Source organism: Pseudomonas sp. ERMR1:02 (assembly GCF_002277815.1).
Taxonomy (GTDB): domain Bacteria; phylum Pseudomonadota; class Gammaproteobacteria; order Pseudomonadales; family Pseudomonadaceae; genus Aquipseudomonas.
Genome location: NZ_NKJI01000010.1, coordinates 69,873 through 93,521 on the forward strand (window position 1 = coordinate 69,873; position 23,649 = coordinate 93,521).

The 23,649-nt window shown below is 59.9% G+C and carries 16 protein-coding genes and 5 pseudogenes; 8 read left to right on the forward strand and 13 right to left on the reverse strand.

Features of this window, described 5'->3' with window-relative positions; all coding sequences use genetic code 11:
- Nucleotides 1-58: 58 nt before the first annotated feature.
- The 3 pseudogenes from CES87_RS18625 to CES87_RS18635 form a co-directional block, all read left to right on the forward strand.
- Nucleotides 59-175, forward strand: a pseudogene (locus CES87_RS18625) (transposase domain-containing protein); the annotation flags it as partial.
- Nucleotides 176-695: 520 nt separating this feature from the next.
- Nucleotides 696-2,436, forward strand: a pseudogene (locus tag CES87_RS18630) (ABC transporter permease).
- Nucleotides 2,437-2,450: 14 nt separating this feature from the next.
- Nucleotides 2,451-3,772, forward strand: a pseudogene (locus tag CES87_RS18635) (AAA-associated domain-containing protein).
- Between the two features lie 88 nt (nucleotides 3,773-3,860).
- Here the strand turns inward: CES87_RS18635 and CES87_RS18640 are convergent.
- The 3 genes and pseudogenes from CES87_RS18640 to CES87_RS18650 all read right to left on the reverse strand — a co-directional run bounded on the left by CES87_RS18640 (nucleotide 3,861) and on the right by CES87_RS18650 (nucleotide 6,696).
- A pseudogene (locus CES87_RS18640) lies at nucleotides 3,861-5,349 on the reverse strand (aldehyde dehydrogenase).
- Nucleotides 5,350-5,666: 317 nt separating this feature from the next.
- Nucleotides 5,667-6,344: a DUF3313 domain-containing protein gene (locus tag CES87_RS18645; protein ID WP_128607268.1), complete on the reverse strand. Its 678-nt coding sequence runs from the start codon at nucleotides 6,342-6,344 to the stop codon at nucleotides 5,667-5,669.
- Between the two features lie 40 nt (nucleotides 6,345-6,384).
- Nucleotides 6,385-6,696 carry a hypothetical protein gene (locus CES87_RS18650; RefSeq protein WP_128607269.1) on the reverse strand — a complete coding sequence of 104 codons (312 nt, stop codon included), beginning with the start codon at nucleotides 6,694-6,696 and terminating at the stop codon, nucleotides 6,385-6,387.
- Nucleotides 6,697-6,842: 146 nt separating this feature from the next.
- On the opposite strand from CES87_RS18650, the gene CES87_RS18655 reads away from it, so the two are divergent.
- On the forward strand, nucleotides 6,843-7,568 hold the full coding sequence (locus tag CES87_RS18655) for a response regulator (protein ID WP_128607270.1): 726 nt from the start codon (nucleotides 6,843-6,845) through the stop codon (nucleotides 7,566-7,568).
- A pseudogene (locus tag CES87_RS18660) lies at nucleotides 7,565-8,907 on the forward strand (ATP-binding protein). The gene CES87_RS18655 and the pseudogene CES87_RS18660 overlap by 4 nt, the downstream one beginning before the upstream one ends.
- A 180-nt stretch (nucleotides 8,908-9,087) precedes the next feature.
- Here CES87_RS18660 and CES87_RS18665 read toward each other — a convergent pair.
- The 4 genes from CES87_RS18665 to CES87_RS18680 form a co-directional block, all read right to left on the reverse strand.
- Nucleotides 9,088-10,116, reverse strand: a complete 1,029-nt coding sequence (locus CES87_RS18665) for a DUF1254 domain-containing protein (RefSeq protein ID WP_128607271.1) — start codon at nucleotides 10,114-10,116, stop codon at nucleotides 9,088-9,090.
- Nucleotides 10,117-10,152: 36 nt separating this feature from the next.
- A complete protein-coding gene (locus CES87_RS18670) occupies nucleotides 10,153-11,559 on the reverse strand; it encodes a DUF1254 domain-containing protein (protein WP_128607272.1) in 1,407 nt (468 codons plus the stop codon).
- Between the two features lie 98 nt (nucleotides 11,560-11,657).
- The gene (locus CES87_RS18675; RefSeq protein ID WP_128607273.1) at nucleotides 11,658-12,095 is read right to left on the reverse strand and encodes a thioesterase family protein; all 438 of its coding nucleotides are present in this window, start codon (nucleotides 12,093-12,095) and stop codon (nucleotides 11,658-11,660) included.
- Entirely contained in the window at nucleotides 12,092-13,243 is a 1,152-nt protein-coding gene (locus CES87_RS18680) for an iron-containing alcohol dehydrogenase (RefSeq protein ID WP_128607274.1), read from the reverse strand. The genes CES87_RS18675 and CES87_RS18680 overlap by 4 nt, the downstream gene beginning before the upstream one ends.
- A 293-nt stretch (nucleotides 13,244-13,536) precedes the next feature.
- Here CES87_RS18680 and CES87_RS18685 point away from each other — a divergent pair, with 293 nt between their 5' ends.
- Together CES87_RS18685 and CES87_RS18690 are read left to right on the forward strand one after the other, a co-directional pair.
- Nucleotides 13,537-15,096 carry an acetolactate synthase large subunit gene (locus CES87_RS18685; protein WP_218196331.1) on the forward strand — a complete coding sequence of 520 codons (1,560 nt, stop codon included), beginning with the start codon at nucleotides 13,537-13,539 and terminating at the stop codon, nucleotides 15,094-15,096.
- A gap of 81 nt (nucleotides 15,097-15,177) precedes the next feature.
- Nucleotides 15,178-16,506: an MFS transporter gene (locus CES87_RS18690; RefSeq protein WP_128607275.1), complete on the forward strand. Its 1,329-nt coding sequence runs from the start codon at nucleotides 15,178-15,180 to the stop codon at nucleotides 16,504-16,506.
- 101 nt (nucleotides 16,507-16,607) lie between these two features.
- Here CES87_RS18690 and CES87_RS18695 read toward each other — a convergent pair whose 3' ends face one another.
- The gene (locus tag CES87_RS18695; RefSeq protein WP_128607276.1) at nucleotides 16,608-17,768 is read right to left on the reverse strand and encodes a S9 family peptidase; all 1,161 of its coding nucleotides are present in this window, start codon (nucleotides 17,766-17,768) and stop codon (nucleotides 16,608-16,610) included.
- A gap of 280 nt (nucleotides 17,769-18,048) precedes the next feature.
- Here CES87_RS18695 and CES87_RS18700 point away from each other — a divergent pair, with 280 nt between their 5' ends.
- A complete protein-coding gene (locus tag CES87_RS18700) occupies nucleotides 18,049-19,569 on the forward strand; it encodes a wax ester/triacylglycerol synthase family O-acyltransferase (protein WP_128607277.1) in 1,521 nt (506 codons plus the stop codon).
- Nucleotides 19,570-19,883: 314 nt separating this feature from the next.
- On the opposite strand, the gene CES87_RS18705 is transcribed toward CES87_RS18700, so the two are convergent.
- From CES87_RS18705 to CES87_RS18725, 5 genes are read right to left on the reverse strand one after another with little or no spacing between them, the layout of a single operon-like run.
- Nucleotides 19,884-20,459, reverse strand: coding sequence for a DUF2889 domain-containing protein (locus tag CES87_RS18705; protein WP_128607278.1), 576 nt, complete (start codon nucleotides 20,457-20,459; stop codon nucleotides 19,884-19,886).
- Nucleotides 20,460-20,507: 48 nt separating this feature from the next.
- Complete coding sequence (locus CES87_RS18710; RefSeq protein ID WP_128607279.1) at nucleotides 20,508-21,335, reverse strand: SDR family NAD(P)-dependent oxidoreductase; 828 nt, start codon at nucleotides 21,333-21,335, stop codon at nucleotides 20,508-20,510.
- A gap of 38 nt (nucleotides 21,336-21,373) precedes the next feature.
- Nucleotides 21,374-21,793 (reverse strand): MaoC/PaaZ C-terminal domain-containing protein, encoded by a 420-nt coding sequence (locus tag CES87_RS18715; RefSeq protein ID WP_128607354.1) that lies wholly within the window; start codon nucleotides 21,791-21,793, stop codon nucleotides 21,374-21,376.
- Between the two features lie 25 nt (nucleotides 21,794-21,818).
- Nucleotides 21,819-22,259: a MaoC family dehydratase N-terminal domain-containing protein gene (locus CES87_RS18720; RefSeq protein ID WP_128607280.1), complete on the reverse strand. Its 441-nt coding sequence runs from the start codon at nucleotides 22,257-22,259 to the stop codon at nucleotides 21,819-21,821.
- Between the two features lie 57 nt (nucleotides 22,260-22,316).
- Nucleotides 22,317-23,504 carry a lipid-transfer protein gene (locus CES87_RS18725; RefSeq protein WP_128607281.1) on the reverse strand — a complete coding sequence of 396 codons (1,188 nt, stop codon included), beginning with the start codon at nucleotides 23,502-23,504 and terminating at the stop codon, nucleotides 22,317-22,319.
- Between the last annotated feature and the right edge of the window lie 145 nt (nucleotides 23,505-23,649).

Sequence of the window (23,649 nt, forward strand, 5' to 3'; positions counted from 1 at the left end):
AACACACCTTCCTGATCGCAACGCTTAGGGCGAAGGTGTCCACTTAATTTTAAGTGGTGCGGAGGCGATCATGAGCTTGATCCAGTCCGCGTGGTTCAATGGACATGATCCATACGCCTATCTGAAGGATGTGCTGGCGCGGCTGCCGACGCAGCGAGCGAGTGAGATTGCGTAGCTGCTGCCACACCGTTGGCAACCAGCGTAATCACGCAAGGTGGGTTAGTCGTACGATTACTTTTAATCCTCAAAAATTACATTAATTTTATCATTCTGTAACATTTTGATACGTATAATCCGCCCCGGAAAAGCTGTGCATTGGCACCTGACTCGATAGCGACCTCAACACACATGTTGATGGCCTGATGGCGTGTCAAGGCTGCCAGCCCAACTGCCAATTTCAACCCGCCAAAGGAGAGTCCTGCCGTGGATCCTGCCTATTCTCGGTGGGTCATGCATAGAAAAGCCAAACGTAATGTAGCCGGTGCATGGTTTTTACTCAGTGATCTGCCTTACTGAGTAAACGGGGCACTTCTGCTTCTGCCTTTAGCATTCGTTTGTGTGACCTCACTCCGTCGTTTTACCGACCCTCAAGAGGTTGATTTGACTGCCTGCCGTGCCGCTTGGGTGCTGTCGCTCAAGAAGGCGTTGGCCTGTGGTCATGAGTCCCACTCAGAACGCTGTAGGAATCACTGAACATGAACAAGGTATTCCGTCATTACATCCCGGCCACGACGCTGCGGTTGCTGCCTAACCGCTGGGACTTGATCGCCCTGCCACTGGTGATCGGCTTTTTGCTGTTTTTCTCGATAGGCGCACGGGAAACCTGGGCGCCTATGTCCACCTTGCAGAGTGAAGTCATCTCGCTCGACCCGGCCAATCTGCCCGAATATGCGATGCGCACCACCCTGCGCATGCTTGCGGCGATGGCGGCGTCCCTGGTATTCACCCTGCTTTACGGAACGCTGGCGGCCAAAAGCCGACGGGCAGAGAAACTGCTGGTGCCAGTGCTGGACATCCTGCAATCGGTGCCCGTGCTGGGCTATATCTCGTTCACCGTGACGTTCTTCCTGCTGCTGTTTCCAGGGCGAGTGCTCGGCGCAGAATTCGCGGCCATTTTTGCCATCTTCACCAGTCAGGCCTGGAACATGACGTTCAGTTTCTACCAGTCACTGCGCATGCTGCCTCGCGACCTGGAAGAAGTGTCCAGCAACCTTCAGCTGTCCGGCTGGCAAAAGTTCTGGAAGCTGGACGTACCGTTCGCCATTCCGGGACTGGTCTGGAACATGATGATGAGCATGTCGGGCGGCTGGTTCTTCGTGGTGGCTTCCGAAGCCATCACGGTCGGTGACAAGACCGTCATGCTGCCTGGTGTAGGTTCTTACCTGGCAATAGCCATCCAGCAGCAAGACCTGCATGCGGTGGGATACGTGATACTGGCGATGATCGCGGTCATCCTGATTTATGACCAATTCCTGTTCCGGCCACTGGTGGCCTGGGCCGACAAGTTCCGAATGGAAAACACCGCTTCTCAGGCAGGCGCACCGGAGTCATGGTTGCTGAAGCTGATCCAGCGCACACGGATGATCCAGCGCATCCTACGGCCCATTACCCGAACCATCGGCCGAATCGGCAACAGACGCTTCAGCCTGCCACGCTCAAAACTCACGGCCATGCAATCGAACCCCGCCACTTCACGGGTGATTGACTGGGTGTGGGGAACGGTGATTGCAGCGCTGACCCTGTACGCGCTGTACCACATCGCCCGCTACGTGGGCAGCGAGGTGACGCTCGCTGAAGTCGGGCATGTGCTTGGCTTGGGGTTGATTACCCTGACACGGGTAGTGGTCTTGATCGTGGTTGCCTCGCTAATTTGGGTGCCGCTTGGCGTGTTGATCGGTTTGCGGCCGCACCTGGCGGAAAAAATCCAGCCGCTGGCCCAGTTCCTGGCTGCCTTTCCTGCGAACTTGCTGTTTCCGGTGTTTGTTATCGTAATTCTGCGTTACCAGCTGAACCCGGATGTCTGGCTGAGCCACTGATCGTGCTCGGTACTCAGTGGTACATCCTGTTCAACGTGATTGCCGGCGCCAGCGCGTTCCCGAACGATTTCAGGGAAGCTGCCGCCAACTTCCGCATTCGCGGCTGGCTTTGGTGGCGCAAGATCATGCTGCCCGGCATCTTCCCGTATTACGTGACAGGGGCGATCACAGCCTCTGGCGGAGCGTGGAATGCCAGCATCGTTTCCGAATTTGTTTCATGGGGACAAGACAAGGTCGTCGCTCACGGTTTGGGGCCTATATCGCCCAGAACACGGCGGCGGGTGACTTCCCGAAAATCACGCTGGGTGTGGTGGTGATGTCGCTCTTTGTCGTGGCCTTCAATCGCTCGGTATGGCGGCCGATGTACGCCATTGCTGAAAACAAACTCCGTCTGAATTAACGGGATTCGATTTCATGAATACCTATACCGAACACACAAATGCATCACCCGAAATCTACTCGCTCAATAACGTGAGCCGGGCGTTTGGCAAGGGCAAGGATGAGTTGCAGGTGCTCAGCGATGTTGACCTGACGCTATGCGAAGGCGAGATTGTGGGCATGCTGGGTCGCTCCGGATCGGGAAAATCAACGTTGCTGCGCATCATTGCCGGCCTGATACAACCTTCGTCGGGCGAGGTCAAATACAACGGCGCAATGCTGACGGGGCCGGCCGAAGGCGTGGCCATGGTCTTTCAGACCTTTGCGCTGTTCCCTTGGCTGACCGTACTCGAAAACGTAGAAGCGGGCCTTCAGGCGTTACAGGTAGAACGCAAAGCAGCACGCAAGCGCGCGCTGGCCGCGATTGACCTGATCGGCCTCGATGGATTCGAAAACGCCTATCCCCGTGAGCTGTCGGGCGGGATGCGTCAACGCGTGGGCTTTGCCCGCGCCTTGGTGGTTAACCCTACGTTGTTGCTGATGGACGAGCCCTTCTCGGCTCTGGATGTATTAACCGCTGAAACCCTGCGAACCGACTTGCTGGATTTGTGGAGCGGCGAGCAGCTGCCAATCAAATCCATCCTGATCGTGACGCACAACATCGAAGAAGCTGTTTTGATGTGCGACCGCATTCTGGTTTTGTCGTCAAACCCCGGGCGAGTCGTAGCGCAAATCAAGGTGCCATTCGCCCATCCACGCAACCGGCTGGACCCGACCTTTCGCCAAATGGTCGATGACATTTATGCGTTGATGACCGATCGGCGCAGTGCTGACGCCAGCGCCGGCAAAGCCGAGCTGAAGATGGGCAGTCCGCTGCCGGAAGTCTCCACCAACCTCTTGGCCGGCCTGATCGAAACCCTCGCTGCCGAACCCTATAACGGGTATGCGGGCCTGCCAGACGTTGCAGAACGGCGCTTATTGGAAGTGGACGACCTGTTCCCGATAGCAGAGATGTTGGAATACCTGGGGTTCGCTGAACTCAAGGGCGCCGACATCACCCTGACTGAGGCCGGCAAGTTATTCGCCGAGTACGGCACCCAGGAGCGCAAAGCCATCTTTGCCGAGCACCTGGTCAAGCACGTGCCACTGGCCGCACGCATTCGGCAGGTATTGCAGGAGCGAACGGGCACCGGGCGCCACGGGTGCGCTTTGAACAAGAACTGGAAGATTCGCTCACTGAGGCGTTTGTGGAGAAAACATTGGAGAGCGTGATCACTTGGGGACGATACGCTGAAATTTTCTCCTATGACGACCATACCGAGACCTTCAGTCTGGAAGATGTCGAAGGCAGCCTATAGCCCTTCTCGCGCCATAGGGTGGCGGTCCACAACAGGGTACGATCTGCGCCCTGTTGGTGGAATGCAGTGATCGTCAGACGCTTACGGATCAACGCAGCTGGAACCAGGTTGTTTTTAGCTGGGTATATTTGTCGAAAGAGTGAAGAGACAAGTCCCGACCAAAACCCGACTGTTACCGCCACCAAAAGGCACGCTGACGTCAAGCGCATCTACTGTGTTTACTGACACAGTACCCACGTTAAGAGCACGAGCTACACGGTGAGCTCGATTGAGATCATCACTCCAGACAGACGCGGCCAGCCCATAGATGCTGTCATTTGCCATCGAAAGAGCCTGCTCCTCAGTGTCAAATGCCGTGACAGCCAATACCGGCCCGAAGACCTCGTCTCTACTCAGCGCCATGCCTTGTTGAACATCAGCAAAAATGGTTGGCTCGATGAAATTGTTTGAACCATTGAAGGTGAGCCGATTGCCCCCACACACAAGCCGGGCCCCATCTACTGATGCCTGCTCGATTGCCGAGGTGATTCGATCCGCTTGCTGAGTATCTACAATGGCTCCGGCACGACTTGCCGGATTTAGGGATCTCCTGGCATCCACTGGCTTGCCTTGGCGATCAGCAGCTCCATGAACTCGTCTTGAATCGAGCGTTGTACGTAGAGGCGGGAGTTCGCAGAGCAGACCTCACCCTGATTGAAGAAGATGCCGAAGGCAGCCTTTTCGGCGGCCAGGTCAAGGTCTTGGCAATCCTCAAATACCAGGCTTGGGCTTTTTCCACCACACTCTAGCCACACCTGCTTGAGGTTCGACTGCGCTGAATATTGCATGAAATATTTGCCAACCTGAGTGGAGCCGGTAAACACCAGACAGTCCACGTCCGGGTGCAGACCCAATGCCCGACCAGCGCCCTCCCCCAAGCCTGGAACTACGTTGAAGACGCCGTCAGGAATGCCCGCTTCTTGAGCCAACTCAGCCAACTTCAGGGCGGTAGCCGGCGATTGCTCGGCAGGCTTGAGAACCACACTGTTCCCCGCCGCCAAAGCAGGCGCCAGCTTCCAGGCAGCCATGTCCAGAGGGAAGTTCCATGGGACGACAGCAGCGACCACTCCGAGTGCTTCCCTGGTTACGGTAGCCAAGGCAGACCGCGCGGTTGGCGCGACTTGGTCATATATCTTGTCTACCGCCTCACCGTACCATGCGAATACGTTTGCCGCGCCAGGCACGTCAATGTTGTATGCGTCCATAACCGGCTTGCCCATGTTGAGTGATTCGAGCAGCGCGAGCTCCTCGCGATGGGCCAGCAACAAGTCGGCCAATCGCATCAGGACTTTTTTGCGTTCAGCTGGAGCCATACGAACCCATGGCCCTTGGTTGAAAGAACGGCGCGCTGCCCTGACAGCCAAGTCAACCTCTACATCACCGCAAGCAGTTATCTGCGCAAGAAGCTTATTCGTCGCGGGGTTTATAGAATTGAAGCTCGCCCCGGATTGAGCTGCGACCCAGCGACCGTCAATCCAGGCCTTGTCGGCAAAATTCTGTTTAGCAGCCCGCTGCTGCCAGTAGCTAAAGTCGTGCACGCTCTACTCCATGATTGTTATGAGACAAGACCATGATGTTGCGGCACCCGACGATTTCGGAAAACGAGTAAAAATATGGTTTATCAGAACAAAAAACCTAACCAGCTTTGCAACGCAATTTAAACTGAACTCTTAAAGTAATTTTCGGGATTATACGTACAGAACCCGGAAACACTTGGCGTGCGCCAAAGCTATGGAGTTGCTGACGTCCCTGCCGCAACTTCGGTTCGAAGATCCGCCTTTTAATGCCAGACCACTGTTCTGAATCCTGGCGGCCGCCGTTCATCACAGTTCCAGCGTCTGGCTCGCGCTATCCACTAGCGCAACGCGGCTTTGCGAACAGCAACATACGATTGACTAAAGTCCGTGGCCCATCCATCGAGCACACCCTTGACGTCCTCGGGCGTCATTACTTGCTTGTCGTTTTCCAGCGGCACTCCCGTGCCCTTGCGCACAACCTCCGCAACGACAGCCCCGGTCGCGCCGTCCTGGAACGACACTTCAGTGGCGATTTCACTGTCCCGATCGCGAATGCCGGTGGCAGTGCTCACGCCAGCCGCGACCAACGTGACGGGCAGCCATTCATAAAATCGCAGGCCCTGGGTACTGGCCGCGACCTGAGTGATAGCTGGCCTGACAATCAGCGTGTTCGGGCCGGGTTTGGGCACCAGCGACACCACTTTGCCCAGCTCCTGTCGGAGAGCTGCATCGTAGTATCGGGTCACGCCCGACAGGGTACTTTGTGGAATCCTTTGCGTAGGCTGAGGCCTCGGATAAAACTGGCTCGGCGCCAGGTAAACTGTTGTGTAACGGCCACTCGCCAACGCCGGGCTGACCCAACTCAACACCTTCTGACCCGACGGCGTCTGCCCTTCCTTAAGCACGCTGTAATCGGACAGAAACCCCGTATGCAGCTCGGCAGGTTTTTTACTGCTGCATGCCGACAGGCTTAAGGTGGCTGCAAACAACAGCGCCAGTGAGCGATTGCTATTCATCAATGTGTTTCCTTTTTCTGCGCGATGGCGCGATCCGTTTTCAGGCGTAGACGTGGCTGTGCGGGGTGTTGTTGGAACACTCGATGCGTAACTGGCCATGGGTCATGATCCAGTGGACGAGTTCGGCGGTGGGAATCGAGTGAATGTATTCCACCCAATGCGCTTCGGCCGGGCTGAAACGCTCGAAGTAGCGGCGCAATACCAGCTGGCTCTGATCGTCTGCCAGCCCCAGGCAGGTTTCCTGGAACAGGATCGGCGTATCCGGGCCCGGATTTGCAGTGCGCTGGGTCAGGATCAGTGGGCGCACGGCGCCATGCCTCTCGGTGGTAAATCCGCTGTTCATGTCCTTCATGTGAGCCCCCTTGGATTGAATGAGCGCAGAGTGCCCGAGGTTTTTGCCCGACGATGTCAGGCTGATGTCCGCACAGAAGGAATGTTGCAGGATTGAAATAAATGACCCGGACTTCGAAATGGTTTTAGATGCCTTCTTTTAGGTTCATGGATCCTGCAATCGTGAGCAGACTGCTGATCGTCGATGACGACGTGGAAATTCTGTCCCTGCTGAAGAAGTTCTTCGTTCAGCATGCCTACGAGGTCGAGGTGGCCGCCCATGGCGAGGCCATGTGGGCGGCCATCGCGCAGGCGCGACCGGATACGATCATCCTCGACCTGATGCTCCCCGGTGAAGGCGGCCTGAGCCTGTGCCAGAAGGTACGGGCGCAGATGAATATCCCGATCATCATGCTCACGGCCATGGCCGAATTGAGTGATCGAATTGTCGGTCTGGAGCTGGGTGCGGACGACTACCTGACCAAGCCCTTCGCCCCTCAGGAGCTGCTGGCCCGCGTGCGCGCCTTGCAACGTCGGACCGGTGAAGTGCCCTCTCGCGGCGGCGAGCCCTCACGGCCGATCATCGCCTTCGCCGGTTGGCACCTGGATATCACCTGCCGCGAACTACGCTCGCCCGAAGGCGTGATGATCCCGATGTCCGGTGGCGAGTTCGACTTGTTGCTGGTCTTGCTCGAGCACCCCCAGCGCATCCTCACGCGTGAACAACTGATCGATCTGACCCACGGCCAGGGGCACGACGCCTATGATCGCAGCATCGATGTGCAGGTCAGTCGACTGCGCCGCAAGATCGAACCGGACAGCAAGCGCCCGGACCTGATCCGCACCGTACGTAACGGAGGCTATATGTTCACCGCCAAGGTCAGCCGTTCATGATTTGCCGGATCTTGCGTCGCGACACCCTCAGGCGCCGGATTGCCTTGACGATCGTCGCGGCCATGCTCGCCTCGCTGATGCTCAATGCCCTGTTCGTCCAGGTGGCGGGCATCTGGGCCCGTCCGCCGATCGAGCGTACCGGCCTGCTGGAGCAAATCGCCGCCACTACGCGAGTGATCGAGGCGGCCCCCGCTACCTTGCGCCCGCAGTTGACAAGTGCGGCCAGCAGCCCGACCCTCGATGTATCGTGGAAAGCGCATCGAATCGACTTCAATCTGCCAGGCTTAGGCGCACGTTTTGAGGCCGCAAAGGTACCGGCGCTGCGGCAATTGCTCGGCGATGACCGACAGATCGAAGTGTTCAACCCCGATGACTGGGCGCAGGGCAACCCTGATGCCCACTATGTCGCTCTTGTGCGTCTGGCCGATGACAGCTGGTTGTCGTTCACGCCGCCGGAACGCAGCTGGGGCCTGAACCTTAACGTTCGGATTGCCGTGATTATTGCCCTGGGCCTGGTCGCCACCTTGCTGGTCGCCTGGCTGGCCACGCGTCAACTGGCCAATCCGTTGCAGCGCTTTGCCAATGCCGCCAGGCGCTTTGGCGGCGATCTGAGCGCCCCGCCCATCGACATCGAAGGCCCCACGAAATCCGTCAGGCAATCATCGCTTTCAATACTATGCAGGCACAGATCCAGCATTTCATCGGTGAGCGCACGCACATGCTCGCCTCCATCTCCCATGACTTGCGCGCGCCCCTGACCCGGATGCGCCTGCGCAGCGAGTTCATGGAAGACCTGGATCATCAGCGCAAGCTGATTCGCGACATCGAAGAAATGCAATCGATGATCAACGCCGCCCTGGCGTTTTTCCGTGAAGACACGCACCTGGAGCAGTCCACTGCGTTCGATCTGTCGGAATTGCTGCAAACCATCATCGATGACTACCGCGACCAGAATATCGCTATCGATTTCACCGGCCCGGCGCACCTTGTGTACGACGGCCGACCGCTGGGCATCAAGCGGGTGATCGTCAACCTACTGGAAAACGCGGTGAAATACGGGCAGCGCCCATGCACCGCGCTGAGCCGCGACGACCATTCGATCTGCATCGAAGTCAGTGACGAGGGACCGGGTATTCCTGAAGAAGCCCTGCAACGGGTATTCGATCCATTCTTGCGTCTCGAGACATCACGCAACCGTGACACCGGCGGGGTCGGCCTCGGTCTCTCGGCCGCCCGCGCAATCATTCGCGAACAGGGTGGAGAGCTGACCTTGCGTAATCGCAGGGGTGGCGGGTTGGTGGCAAGGGTTGAGTTGCCTGTTTGCGCGCACCGGCGTTAGCCGCAACGAAGCTGCGCAGGTCATCGCATGAACGCTCTCCCCTACTCACGCACTTCTCCTGAACGCAGGGGTCGATCGCTGTAGTGCGAACCGGTGATCAGGTATCGCATAAAAACAGCGTCAGCAGATCTGTGCTTATTGATACCCGACAGGCTTGGGATGATTGGTCCGAAACACGCGTCAATCGGCAGGCGTCGCCTCAGGAAAATGCCAGCTGCCATCCAGCACATTCGCATGCGGTTTATACAGTCGCACCATGTAGTTCCACCCCGCAGCAACCGGCAAGCAGTTGGCGACTCCTTCATCGCAACCACCGAACTGTATGGCAATGCTGCCATCGCTTTCGCGTTTTGCGGTCAGATTATTAAGGGTGTAGATATTCTGCGGATTGCGCTCGAAGTAGCCGGCCGCGTTGTACACGCTGATGGACCAGAATCCGTCGACCGGCACGTCTTTAACTGTCAAGCCGTAACGGGTGGAGCCATCATTTCGTGTCGGCGTCACATTGAGGTAATAAGCATCCTGAGCGGGGTTTCCGCCCCAGGCAGACGCACTGCCGATGAAATGGCGTACGGGGTCGACGTCGGCGGGTTTGCCGAACATCCCCCGCGAATCCGGTACCGTTGCAGCCAGTGACAGCAATGAACTGCGTATCGCATCAAGGCTTGCCTGGTCCCATTGCGGAGTATCGAAACGCCCTGGGCCATTTGTCTGATCCACTTTGATCTGGTCCTGAAGTGCTTGAGCGCGCTGCATATCGTCGGCCGAAGCCGGGTCTACCAGCGTGCGTACACCCAACAGGACATAGCGTGTTCCGATCGACTCGCGGGTGAAGTGGTATTGGCCGGGCTTGTACATCAATGGCTGGGCGTATTGATCTTCGCTGATGGCAATCAGCGAGAAATATCGCTGGCCGGCATCGGGAAGCGTGACGGTAACTGGTCCCGCGTCCAAGTCAAATACTGCCGATGAATACAGCGTGTCACGGTTCGGACGGATGACCACCTGGCTGTCGACGGGTACCAGTTCGCGGTTGTGCACGAACTTGCCGAAGCCACCCCGCGCAACGACCCTGGTGAAGAATTTGTCGGATTCGGCGCGGACGAAATTGTCCGCCGTCACCAGCGTGGGCATTTTCTGAGCCGCGGTTGCCAAGCACAGCGGCGCGATGAGGATGAGTGCCAGTAATGGTGCTTTTAACATGTGCATGGTCTAGATCCTGTCGTGGTATTCGCGAGGAAGCAGTCAATCGATGCGCTGTACCTTCGGCGCTTGCCAGCGACCGTCAAGGGCTTCGGGTTTCGGCCAGTAGAGGCGGCCAGCGATGTAGAACGGACCGTCGGGCGCAGGCAGCCAGTTGGCTTGTTGTTCCCTGCCCGGCTGTTGATGCTGGATATACAACGTGATGCCACCATCGGCATCGCGCTTGAGGTTGGCCAGCATCGGCGAATTGATCAGGTATCGGTTCAACGGATTGGCCACCAGCAAGCGCTGGGCGTCGTACAGGGTCAACGACCAGAACGCGTTGACCGGAGGCAACTGCCCCGGTGCGAAGCGCAAGGTATAGCGATGAAGCGAAGCGTCCAGTTTCTGTCCGCCGGCATCGAGATAGAACGGCGGATAAAGGGTCTCTTCCCGATCGTTACCGTAGAGGCCCGTGACGGTGGCGCGCATGCGGTACAGGTAGTTGTTGTTCAGATATTCGCGGCTGCCGAGGAAGCGCGAGGTAGAGATTTCCCCTCGGGCGACCTGTTGTCCGAGTGCGTCGAAATCCTTCCAGGCGTCGGCGATTCCGGCCTTGATCGCCTCGCGAATTTCATCTGGCCATTGGTGCTCATCGAAGGTCTGTCCGGCACCGATGCCCAGTTTTGCAAACTCCTTCATCAGCTCGTTTTCAGACGGATGTATCGGGCAGAAACCGAGGACGAAATTCAACTGGTTGAAGAACGCCAGACTGCTGCGCTCTGCTTGCGCGCTGAGTGGCACCGGGAAATCCACTGGTGGCGCCGAGTCGGGTGCCGGTTGCCCAAGGAATACGGAAAGCGGTTGGACCTTGTAGCCGGCCTGTATTCGTTTGACGTTTTCGAGGTCGTCAGGGCCCTGAAGCTGAGTGCGATAAAAGACGAAGGCGAAGCGGGTTTCGGAGCGGAACACACGGTCGATGCCCGGCGGGACTGTGCCTTTCCAATCGGGCCCGGCGAGCAGGAAAGTGCCCCCGCCATTACCAGTCGCTCGGCTGCCGACGTAGCCAAAGTTGAATGTATAAGCATCGACAAACTGCGCCGAGTAGTAACGCCCCGCCGCCACTTTCGGCAGCGTCAGTACCAATGGCTCGTTGCGCAGGTCTGCACCCAACTGTGAGTACGGCGTGTCGGCGTTGGGCGTCGGATAGGCTTTGTCGTCAGGGGTGTAGATGCGGGCAGTGTTGTGCAGGGTGTTCCAGGGTGCCTTGAATTCCGGATGCTGCCTGTCCTGGAAGTAGGTGTACTGGACGCGATAGTTGTCCACCAGGGGAAAGCCATAAATATAGGCTTGCCTGGCGATGACGCGAGCCTCGGACGGGGTCAGCACATCGGCAATGGACAGTTGGGCATGGGACAGCATCGCCAACAGTGCAACCAGGACGATGCGTTTCAGATTGTTCTTGTTCACGGGAAACTCCTTGTCGCAAGAGGACACGATGGTCATCCACATCGACAAAGGCTCACCCCCTCCAGTCGAGGGGGATCGGCCCGCCAGGCGTGTTGCATTCAGTCGGTCAGGGTGCGCAACTGCTCGCGCACTGCCTGCGGAATGGCGACAGGAATGTTGCTGGCGCGATCCACATACACATAGACGACATAGCCCAGCGCAGACGCCTCGGACTGGTCATTGCGGAAAATGCCCAGCTCGTATCGCGCACTGCTGTTGCCCAGATGGGCGATGCGCAAGCCCACCGTCACCCGGTCGGGAAAGGTAATGGGCGAGACGAAGGTGCAGCTCGACTCGACGATCAGGCCGATGACCGGGCTGCTTTCGATGTCCAGCGTGCCCTGCTCCACCAGAAAATGACTGATCGCCGAATCGAAGAACGAGTAGTAGACGATGTTCTGCACATGGCCATAGGAATCATGGTCACCCCAGCGCGTACCCAGGGTATAAAAGCGCGGAAAGTCTTCGCGGCGCGGACGGTAGGTCTTGTTGCTCATAGCACCTCCCGATAAATAGCCCGTACATCGTCCAGTCTCATCACGCGCGGGTTGTTACCGAGCAGGCGCTGCTGCTTCATCGCATCCTCGGCCAGTGTTTCGATATCGGCTTCACCGATACCCACGTCGCGCAAACGGGTCGGCAACTTCAGCTCACCGGCCAGTGCGCCCAGATGATCGGCCAGGGCGCGTGCCCTCTCGTGTTCGCTCCCAGTCACCTTCGGCAGCACGATCTCGGCCAACTGCGCGTAGAGCGGTGCCGCCTGCTCCAGATTGAAGCGCATCACCGGACCGAGCACCAACGCGTTGGACACTCCGTGCGGTACATGGAAACGCGCGCCGATGGGATAGGCCAGTGCGTGCACCGCCGCCACCGGCGAGTTGGCGAAAGCCATGCCGGCCAGGCAGGCACCCAACAGCATGTTTTCTCGAGCGACCAGATTGGCGCCGTCGTGACAGGCCTGATGGAGGTTGCCGCAGAGCAGGCGCAGCGCCTCACGCGCCAGGCAGTCGGAGACAGGATTTTTCAGGTTGCGGCTGGTAAACGCCTCCACCGCATGGACCATGGAATCGATTCCGGTCGCCGCAGTGATGTGAGCGGGCAAGCCCAGCGTCAGTTCGGCGTCCAGCACCGCAAAATCAGGTAGCAGCGTGGGCGAGATCACCACGTTCTTCTCACCGGCACCGGTGGTGACCACCGAGACCGCGGTCACCTCGGACCCGGTACCGGCGGTGGTCGGTACCAGGATCAGTGGCAGGCGTGCCTCCTTGCTCTGGTTGATGCCGTAGATCTGCGCCAGTACTTCGCCGCCGCGCACCAGCAGCGCAGTCAGCTTGGCGGCATCCAGCGAACTGCCGCCGCCAAAGCCCACCACGCAGTCCGCGTTACAGTCCCTACCCGCCTCCACCGCAGCGAGGATCACCGACTCCGGCGGGTCGGCCTGTACTTCGCCAAATACCCGGACCGGGATGCCCGCCATGGCAAAACCGCGCAGCACTGGATCAAGCAGCCCGGCCGCAATGACACCCGCATCGGTCACCAGCAGTACGGAACGGGCTCCCAGGTTGAGTACCTGCGTGGCAAGACGGGTGGCGGCACCACGCTCAATGATGATCGAACGGGTGGTATTGAATGCCATCGATAGCATCGAAAAGGACCTCGTACAGGGGGTTGGATTGCCTGCGCGCCTGTCTGGCGGGAAGCTACGGCCCGACACCCTATTGGATCACTTCTGCGCCCCGCCCCCTCCTTCCGAGTGGGCGACATGTTATCCGGAAGCGTCGCCGACCAGTTTTTGGCGAGCGATAAATAAACGTGTTTTTTCAGCAAGTTACCGGTCTTTCGTCAACAGATTGAATCCGGAACGGGCGCGCGTTGCCGTTCCTTATACTCGGCGCAGAACCTCCCTCCCCCATACCGCCGAGCCTGAGGAAAAAACATATGAGCAACAGCACCGCGCCAATGAACGGCGCCGAAAGCCTGGTACGCACGCTGCTGGAAAGTGGCGTGGACACCTGCTTCGCCAATCCAGGCACCAGCGAAATGCATTTTGTCGCCGCGCTCGATCGAGTCCCTGGCATGCGCTGCGTGCTGGGCTTGTTCGAAGGAGTGGTAACCGGCGCCGCGGATGGCTATGCGCGCATTGCCGACAGGCCAGCGGCCACCCTGCTGCACTGCGGGCCCGGACTGGCGAACGGCCTGGCCAATCTGCATAACGCGCGACGAGCGAACTCGCCAGTCATCAACATCATCGGTGACCACGCGACCTGGCACCGTCAGTACGACACGCCGCTGACCACCGACGTCGAAGGCTGGGCTCGTCCCGTGTCAGTATGGACGCGCACCGCCACCGAGGCCGGCGCAGTCGGTGCCGCCGCAGCTGCGGCAATCCAGGCAGCCTGTGCCGCACCGGGTGGGGTGGCCAGCTTGGTCCTGCCCTCCGATGCCAGCTGGAACACCGGCGGCCAGGTTGCCGCGGCGCTGCCGGCGATACCCGCCCCACGCGTTTCCCCGGACGTCGTGCACAAGGTCGCCCGCACCCTGCGAAGCGGACGGCCCAGCCTATTGCTGCTGGCCGGTCGTGCCCTCGCGCAAGATGCCCTGGCCGATGCCCACCGGATCGCGGCGGCGACCGGCGCACAACTGCTCTGCCCCGTGCAGAACGCGCGAATACCCCGTGGCCGTGGTCGCTTCGAGATCGAACGGATGCCCTACTTCGGTGACGCGGCGCGGGCACGACTTGCCGGCATCGCCGATATCATTCTGGTCGGCGCGCCGGCACCCGCGAACTTCTTCGCTTATCCGGGCAAGCCGTCCCGACCCTGCCCGGACGATGCCACCATCCACGTGCTGGCGCGCCCCGAAGAGGACTTGGCCGACGCCCTGCGGCGCCTGGCCGAGGAGCTGGCTGCGCCGCCACTGGCACCTCCAGAGATCGCTCCAGTAGCCGAGCTCGGTACCGGCCCGCTGACATCCGCTGCCGTCGCCCAGTCTCTTAGCGCCCTGCTACCGGAGCAGGCCATCGTCGTCGACGAGGCCGCGACCTTCGGCCATGCGTTCTATCCGGGAACCCGCCATGCAGCACCCCATGACTGGCTGCAGAACACCGGTGGTGCCATCGGTCACGGCCTGCCAATGGCCCTCGGAGCGGCCGTCGCCGCTCCCGGGCGACGGGTGATTGCCCTGCAGGCCGACGGTTCCGCCATGTACACGCCGCAGGCACTGTGGTCCATGGCCCGCGAGCGTCTCGACGTCACCGTGGTGATCCTCGCCAACCGCAAGTACGCCATTCTCCAGCACGAACTCGCCAGCGTCGGCGCCACGGCCGGCGCGACCGCCATGAGCATGCTCGACATCGGTAATCCGGATCTGGATTGGGTGCAGATCGCTACCGGCATGGGTGTAGAAGCCGCGAAGGCCGAAACCATGGAGCGCTTTAATGAGCTTTTCGCCATGGCCAACCACCGCCCGGGGCCGTTCCTGATCGAACTCGTGGTCTGAAGGCCGACCGTCCCCCGATGCTTACCCGACTCCACACCCTTCCCAAGAACAACAAGCGGACCACCCGCGCTGGAGCAACACATGAACGACACCGTTGAGCAACATTTGGGCGCCGCCGTCGCGCCCCCGGTTACAAGGCGCGTATACGCCAAGGTGCTATGGCGGTTGATGCCGTTTCTGATGCTGGCCTTCGTAGTCAATGCCATCGACCGGATAAACCTGTCTTTCGCCAAGCTGCGCATGGCCGAGGACATCTTGTTGAGCGACGCCGCCTACGGTATCGGCGCAGGGATCTTTTATCTCGGCTATATCCTCTTCGAGATCCCCAGCAATCTCTACATGCAACGGGTCGGCGCTCGCCGCACACTGACCCGCATCATGCTGTTGTGGGGCATGGTGACCGTGGCGACGGCCTTCGTCACCACGGCAAACCAACTGATCGCCGCACGCTTTCTGCTCGGTGTGGCGGAGGCAGGCTTCTTTCCCGGGATGATCCTGTACATGACCTACTGGCTACCCGCGTCTCTGCGCGGACGGGTCACGGCCGGTTTGCTGATGTCGGGAATGGTTGCCGGAATCATCTGCGGGCCGTTGTCCGGCGTGATCATGGCGCACCTGGATGGCTGGCTGGGCTTCAAGGACTGGCAGGTTTTGTTCATTTTGACCGGTGCACCGACCATTGTGCTTGGCATCTTCGGCTGGTTCTGGCTGACCGACCGTCCCGAGCAGGCCAACTGGCTGAGCGACGACGAGAAGCGCCAGATCGCCCAAGCCATTTCCAGTGAACAGAACGCCGTCGGCGGTCACTTTGGCGGCGTGCTGCGCGACCCTCGCTTGTATATCGCCGGCGTGGTGTACTTCTGCATCTACAGCGGCTCAAACACCGTGACCTACTGGATCCCGACGCTGATCCGGGGCTTCGGCCTGGAAGACCTGAAACTGATCGGCATGCTGGCTGCCCTGCCATTTCTCGTCGCCCTGTGTGCCATGTATCTGCTGGGTCGCAGTTCCGACCGACATATGGAGCGGCGCTGGCATCTGAGCCTGACCATGCTGGTGGGTGCGGGTAGCTTCGCCCTGCTCGGCCTGGTGCATGGCAATGTCTCTCTATCGATTTTTCTCATGAGCCTGGGCTCCGCCGCCGCGCTGTCAGCCATCCCCCTGTTCTGGACGATCCCGCCCGCACTGTTGAATTCGGCGGGTGCGGCGGGTGGCATCGCAATCATCAGCAGTGTGGGCAACCTCGCCGGCGTGCTCAGCCAGGCCGCCGTCGGGGCGATAAAATCTGCTACCGGCAGTCTGTACCTGGCGTTCGATGTAATGGCCGCCGTGATGGTGCTCGGCGCGGTGCTCCTGTTGATCGGGATTCCCGCCCATTGCCTGAAGGATCGTCGAGGTTCCGGCTCATGACTTAGCTGTAGGAGCGAGCTTGCTCGCGATGGACTGAAGAACACCGCGCTCACCCAGGGAACACGCGTTTTCGTTAACGACCATCGCGAGCGAGCTCGCTCCTACAGACCGGAGTATCGATCCATCAATGCGCCCATGCACGTCAGATACTCGCGCCGGCCAAAATGGATGATGTGATTGCCCGCAAACCAGTGCAACGCACTGCCGGGCCAGTGCTGGTGCAACAGGCGCAGGTGGCGTGGCATGGTGACCCGGTCTCCGGCGCCGCCGATGATCAGCATGCGCTCGCCGTCCAGGCATGGGGCGTAGGTCAGCGGGTTGTGCACGGCCAGCAATCCGCGCATTTCGGCCACGCCAATGCCCTGGTTGCGCATCAGCCGGGAGAGCAACAGTCCCGTGGGTTGCCACTCAAGGAACACGTCGACCGGGCTGACCGCCGGCACAATCGGTATGCACCAGGCCAGGCGCTCATCAACGGCCGCCAGCAGCGCCGCGGTATATCCGCCGAGTGAAATGCCCGTCACACCAATATGCTCGACACCTCGCCCCTGTAGATAATTGATGAACACCCGCAGGTCGTGGATCGCATGAAGCGGCGCCTCGTTAAAGGCCACCAGCCCACTGCCAAACAGTCCCTGACCGCTGAACCAGTCGCCGTGTTCGGCACGCTGGCCATGGTGCGGATAAGTGAACAGCAGGATGTCGTAGCCCCGGCGATAGAAAGCGTTCAACGACAGAGCATGGGCGTTCAGCCAGTGCGGGTCGGCGGCGAACCCGTGGATGACGATCAGCGTCGGTCGCGGCCGGTCGCCATGGCACCAGTGCTGGGCATGGGCGAACGCATTGCGTTGCATAGCCTCGAACTGCGGCCGGGCGAAAGGGTTGAGCGGTTTGAACGGACTGGCGAAACGCAACTGGAGCCGGTGAATGTCCTCGCCGGGCAACGCGCACTCTGAAATGACGATGTCCTTCGGCGGTGGCAGGAATACGCGCGAGGCGTCTGCCGCGCGCGCCAGCGGTTCGTAGAAGCGCAGTGCCTCGAACTCGCGCTGCAAGCGGCCAGGTTTGGCTAGCGTCATCAGAGCGGACGCCGCCACCGTAGCCGACAGGGAGGTGCGCATCACCCGCTCGATGGCGGCGGTGCCATGGATCTTCAAAGGGTGCCTTGCATCCAGCTCAGTACCATCGGGCTGCCGCCAGAAGTCCTCGGGCAAACGCTCCCACCACGGACTGCGTGAATTACCTGCTCCTGCGTCATTCACGCACTGCTCTTCACTCAACACGCAAAATCCCTCCCCTGGCGAGGGTCAACTTGCGCACCGAGGCGACGCGCACAGGACCCTTCGATAGCCTCCAGAATAAAGACGGCGCCAGCCGCACTTCCCCCCCATTTGCAGGGGGACGGGTCAAGTGCAGATCGACGAATCTGCCACACGACCTTAGTCGTATTGATGAGCCACGCAGTGCGTATTCGTCAGTTCAAGTGTCCTTCATTTCAAGTGTCAGCCAGACAACCTCCACCACCTTGCGAGAGCCTCAACGATGAGCAAACTCAGCGGGCAAGACGCCCTGTTCCTGAATGTCGATCGCCCCCATGCCGCGTCACACTGCACCATGATCTACATCTACGATCAGTCCACGGTAGAGGGGCAACGCCTCGGCTTTCGGGAGATCGTGCGCCATATTTCGGATCGCCTCGACGTCTCGCCGGTGTTCAAGCGCAAGATCATCCAGGTGCCCTTTAGCCTCGGTTATCCCTACTGGGTGGAAGATGATCTGTTCGACATCGACTTCCACGTTCGGCATTTCGCCCTGCCCAAACCGGGTGACTGGCGCCAGTTCTGCATTCAGGTGTCTCGCATCCATGCCCGTTCGATGGACCTTGCCCGGGCACCCTGGGAAATGTATGTGATCGAGGGCCTCGACAATATCGAAGGCATTCCCAAGGGCAGTTTCGCCATCCTCACCAAGACGCACCACGCCGCGATGGACGGCGCTGCGGCAGCGGAGCTGACCTGGGCCTTGCACGATCTGGCCGGCGCACAGGGCAAACCCGTCGCGGTGGTTGATAACAAGCCTGCAGCCAGCTCCCCGCCGCGATGGGGCATGCTGGATACGGTCAGTCGCATGTTTACAGACAACATCTCGGCCTCCGCCCGCATGGCGCTGCCGCTGGCCCGCGTGTTGCCCAAACTTACCGTCGCCAGCTTGCGCAAAGTGGCATGCTCGGTACTTGGCTCCGAAGGTGGCGCACCGCGCACACGCTTCAACAGCAATGTCGTATCCGGTCGGGTCTGGGATTCGGTCACCCTCGATCTGGCTGTTGTGAAACAGATCAAAAGCCTGGTGCCCGGCGCGACCGTCAACGATGCGGTCCTGGCGATGGTCGGCGGGGCGATGCGTCGTTACCTGATTGCGAAGGATGAACTGCCGGAGAAATCACTGATGACCCTGGCACCGGTCAACACCCGCCAGGGCAATGAATCCGTCGCCGCCGGCAACACCGTGTCAATGCTCACCTTCCCCTTGCGCACGGACATCGAGGACCCGGTCGCCCGGCTGCAAGCGTTACAGGCCGCCACTTCGCAATCCAAGGCGATCCAGAATGCGGTCGGTGCAAGCGACCTGACCAATCTGCAGAAATTCGCGCCCCCGGCGACCCTGGGCCTCGCCGGCCGCCTTGCGACGCTGATGGGCATGGGCGGCAAGGGCCCGGTGGTGTTGCACAATTGCATGGTGACCAACGTCCCGGGCCCCAATGTGCCGCTCTACATGCTCGGCGCCAAGCTGGTGTACTGGTGCGGTGTTGGCCCGTTGGTCGATGGCCTGTCATTGATCTGGAACCCCACCAGCTACTGCGAAAAAATGTTCATCTCGTTGACCAGCTCACCGAACGTCGTTCCCGACCCGGACTTCCTTGCGCAATGCCTGAAAGATTCCTACGAGGAAATGAAGGCAGTGGCTACCCAGGCCGCCCAAACCGAAACGCCCAAGACCCCAAAAGCCAGACGCGTTGCCCGAAAGTCAGCTTCGCCGACGGTCGACAAGGACCAGGCGCTCTAGCGAGCTCTTGACCTGATCGTTCCCACGCTCTGCGTGGGAATGCCGCCGGGGACGCTCCGCGTCCCGCTGACGACGCACGGCTTGAGTCCTGCGCAATGGTGACGCGGAGCGTCACAGGATGCATTCCCACGCAGAGCGTGGGAACGATCACAATGGGCCGGCGTTCGTCGATCAACTGTAGGAGCGAGCCTGCTCGCGATGGACGTGAACGATAACGCGCCCTGTCTGAATGAACGCGTTTGCCGGACGTTTTTCGCGAGCAGGCTCGCTCCTACAAGGGGCGAGTAACTGGGCAAACACAAACCCTTGCAGGTCTATGAAGGATCTTTGATGGGGCGCCACTCACTGACGCGACGCGCAGCATCGCCTTCGGGGTGGTAGGCGTGGCAGGTGCCGATCACCCAATGGTTCGGCATCTTGAAATCAGGGTCCGCGGCGGCACGCTCGCGCAGTCGTTTCTGCATCACCGGTGCCATGGTCTGGATGGCAGTAGTTGCCATCGGTCCCAGCATTTCGGTGAGATGAGTGCAGCCCTTCAATCCCCCGACGCGCTCAGCGACCCGCTTCTTGAAGCCGGCGCCGATGCGCAGACCCACAAGTGTCGCGTAGGCTCGATTGACATGGCTGCACACGGGTGTAGGCGCCTGCTCGGAAATGGCTTTGAGCTGGACGATCTGCATCTTCTGGTCGATGGTCATGACGATGCGCATGTAGTGCAGCACACCATTGGCGGGAATCGTCCCGTAAGCGAATTCGGTGTCAACGCCCTTGGTATCGAGCAAGCATCCTTCGATATCGAACAGGCCGTCATCGCGCTCATAGCCGGTGCAGACCACCTTGCGGGTGTGCAGCAGGCGTCGTTTGGGGTTATCGGAAATTGGCACGGTCATCGCCATGAACTCCAGGATGGCGGAGCGCCGAAGCGCCCCGCCCGGTTTTCAGACGTTGCCCAGACCGCCGCCGCAGACCAGTACCTGGCCGCTGACGTAATCCGATTCCGGGATGCAGAACAGGTACACGGCGCCGGCTGCTTCCTCGGTGTTACCCGGACGACCCAGCGGAATCATACTTTTGGACTGCTCGACAATAGCAGGACTGATGCCCACCTTGATCTCGCGACCTTCGATGTTGATGAAGCGCGGATCGCCCTCCACCGGTTGCGTCTGACGGGTCTCGATATGGCCGAAAGCAACGGCGTTGACGTTGACCTTCATGCGTCCCCATTCCTTGGCCAGGCATTTGGTCATGCCCAGCACGCCGGCTTTGGCCGTGGAGTAGTTGACCTGCCCCGGGTTGCCGCCAGCGGAGGTCGACGCGATGTTGACCACCTTGCGGTTAACCACGCGACCTTCGGCGGCTTCCTTTTTGGCCATGGCGCTGATGATCGGCTGGGCGGCACGCAGAATGCGGAACGGCGCGGTGATGTGGCAGTCGATGATCGCGTACCACTGCTCATCGCTCATCTTCTGGATCACGTTGTCCCAGGTGTAGCCGGCGTTGTTGACGATGATGTCGATCGCGCCGTAGTTGTCGACCGCGGTCTTGACGAAGCGCTCGGCGAAATCGGCGGCGGTCACGCTGCCCACACAGGCGACGGCTTCACCGCCAAGGGCGCGGATTTCAGCAACCACTTCTTCGGCAGGACCAGCGTCCAGGTCGTTGACTACGACGCGCGCGCCGTCGCTCGCCAGTTTCAGGGCGACACTGCGCCCGATGCCACGACCGGAACCGGTCACCAGCGCCACTTTGCCTTCGAGTTTTTTCATGGAGATATTCCTTGTTCTTGTTCAGTTCAGATAGGTATTCAAATGAGCGCCACGGTGGCTTCGCCGACCAGTTTCTCGTCGCCGTATTGATTGACGCAGCAGATCGCAATGCGCGCGCGTCGCTCGCCGTCGACCTCGAACAGGTCGATAACCTTGCCGTGGCACGTGGGGATGTGGCCGAGTTGGGTGATGCCGGTAAATCGCACCGCCAGGCTGCGGATCTGCTGTTGCGGTACCCAGCCGGTCAGCAGACGACCGAGGTAGGCCACCGAGAGCATGCCGTGCGCAAATACATCGGGCTGGCGGGCCTTGCGGGCAAAATCCAGATCGATGTGCACCTGGTTGTGATCACCCGAGGCCCCGGCATACAACGCCAGCGTAGTGCGGTTGATCGCGGGTAAAATCAGCGGCGGCAGCTCAAAGCCGATCTGCACATCACGCAGCTGAGATGGGTTCATGATGGATAACTTCATGACGGGCTCCTCAGCGCTGCACGAGTGACGAGCGGATATCAGCGATGTGCTGACCATCCTGATTGGTGACGCGGGTCTGTTGCACCACGAAGGTCAACGCCCCGCCTTTTTTCTCGTACACATCCACCACCCGCGTATCGAAGGTGAGCACGTCGCCGGCATAAGCCAGAGCGTGATAGTCGAAGCCCTGTTCGGCATGCAGAATGCGCCCCAGATCGAAGCCGAAAATGTCCTGAACGATATGGTCGCTGTCGCGCCCTTCGGCTTCCAGGCACATCAGAAAACTGGGCGGTACCGGCAATGACCGGTGCCCGGCTTGCCGAGCGGCGTTTCCATCGGTGTACACCGGGTCGGTTTCGCCGATGGCCTTGGCGAAAAAGCGCAGGCGGCCCTTTTCAACTTCGCAGCTTGTCACGCCCAATGAGCGGCCGATCAGACTCTTGTCTGGCATGTCTCGCGCTCCTGTCAGTCAGAAAAAAGGCGCGCCCACAAAGGGCGCGCCATGTCATCAACCGCGACCGAAGAGGGTCACGATGCCTGCGCCGCCCAGGCCCAGGTTGTGCTGCAGGGCGTGCTGGATGTTCTCCACCTGGCGCTTGTCAGCGGTACCACGCAGCTGATGGGTCAGCTCGTAGCACTGGGCAAGACCGGTAGCGCCCAACGGATGACCTTTGGACAGCAAACCACCCGACGGGTTGATCACCACTTGCCCGCCGTAGGTGTTGTCGCCGTCCATCACAAATTTTTCGGCGCCGCCTTCCGGACAGAAACCCAGGCCTTCATAGGTCAGCAGTTCGTTGTGCGCGAAGCAGTCATGCAGTTCACAGATGCGGATGTCTTCTGGTCCGACGCCGGCTTTTTCATAAACTTCAGTAGAAGCCTGACGGGTCATGCCAACACCGACGATGCTGATCAGCGATGGCGGATCGAAGGCTTCCGGCTGGTCGGTCACCAGGGACTGGGCCAGGATGCAGACATCGGTACGCAGACCGTGCTGCTTGGCGAAACGCTCGGAAACCAGGATGGTCGCAGCGCCGCCGCAAGTGGGCGGGCAAGCCATCAGACGGGTCATTACGCCCGGGAAAATCACCTGGTCGGCCATCACGTCTTCGGTAGTCAACACCTTCTTGAACACCGACAACGGGTTGTTGGCGCCATGACGGCTGGCCTTGGCGCGAATGGCCGCGAAGGTTTCCATTTTGGTGCCGTATTTCTCCATGTGCTCTTTGCCCGCACCGCCGAAAAATTTCAGCGCGTCCGGCATTTCACGGCCTTCAGGGAAGATCGCGTCGGCCACTTCATGACCTTTGCCGTAGGTGATCGGACGGTCAAGCCAATGGGCTTTCAGGGCGCCGGGCTGCATCTGTTCGAAGCCGAAAGCCAGGGCGCAATCCACTGCGCCGCTTTCCACAGCCTGGCGCGCCAGGTACAGGGCGGAGGAACCGCTGCCGCAGTTGTTGTTGACGTTGATCACCGGAATGCCGGTCAGACCCACTTCGTAAAGCGCCGACTGGCCGCTTGTGGAGTCGCCGTACACGTATCCGGCGTAAGCCTGCTGCACCTTGCGATAGTCCAGGCCGGCATCCTGCAACGCCTGGCGGATGGCTTGCGCGCCCATTTCGATATAGGTACCGCTCTGGCCAGGCTTGGCAAACGGGATCATGCCGACACCGGCTACGTAGACTTTCTGCGACATCTTTTTCTCCAAGGTGATGGACAAGGTTTGGGGAATGACGCCAGAACGACGTCAATCATGTAGCGCCTTGGAATCGATGGTCCTGCAACTCGACTCGGCATTCCCCCCTCGTGTCGAGGGGGATTAGCTGTACCTCTGAGCAGCA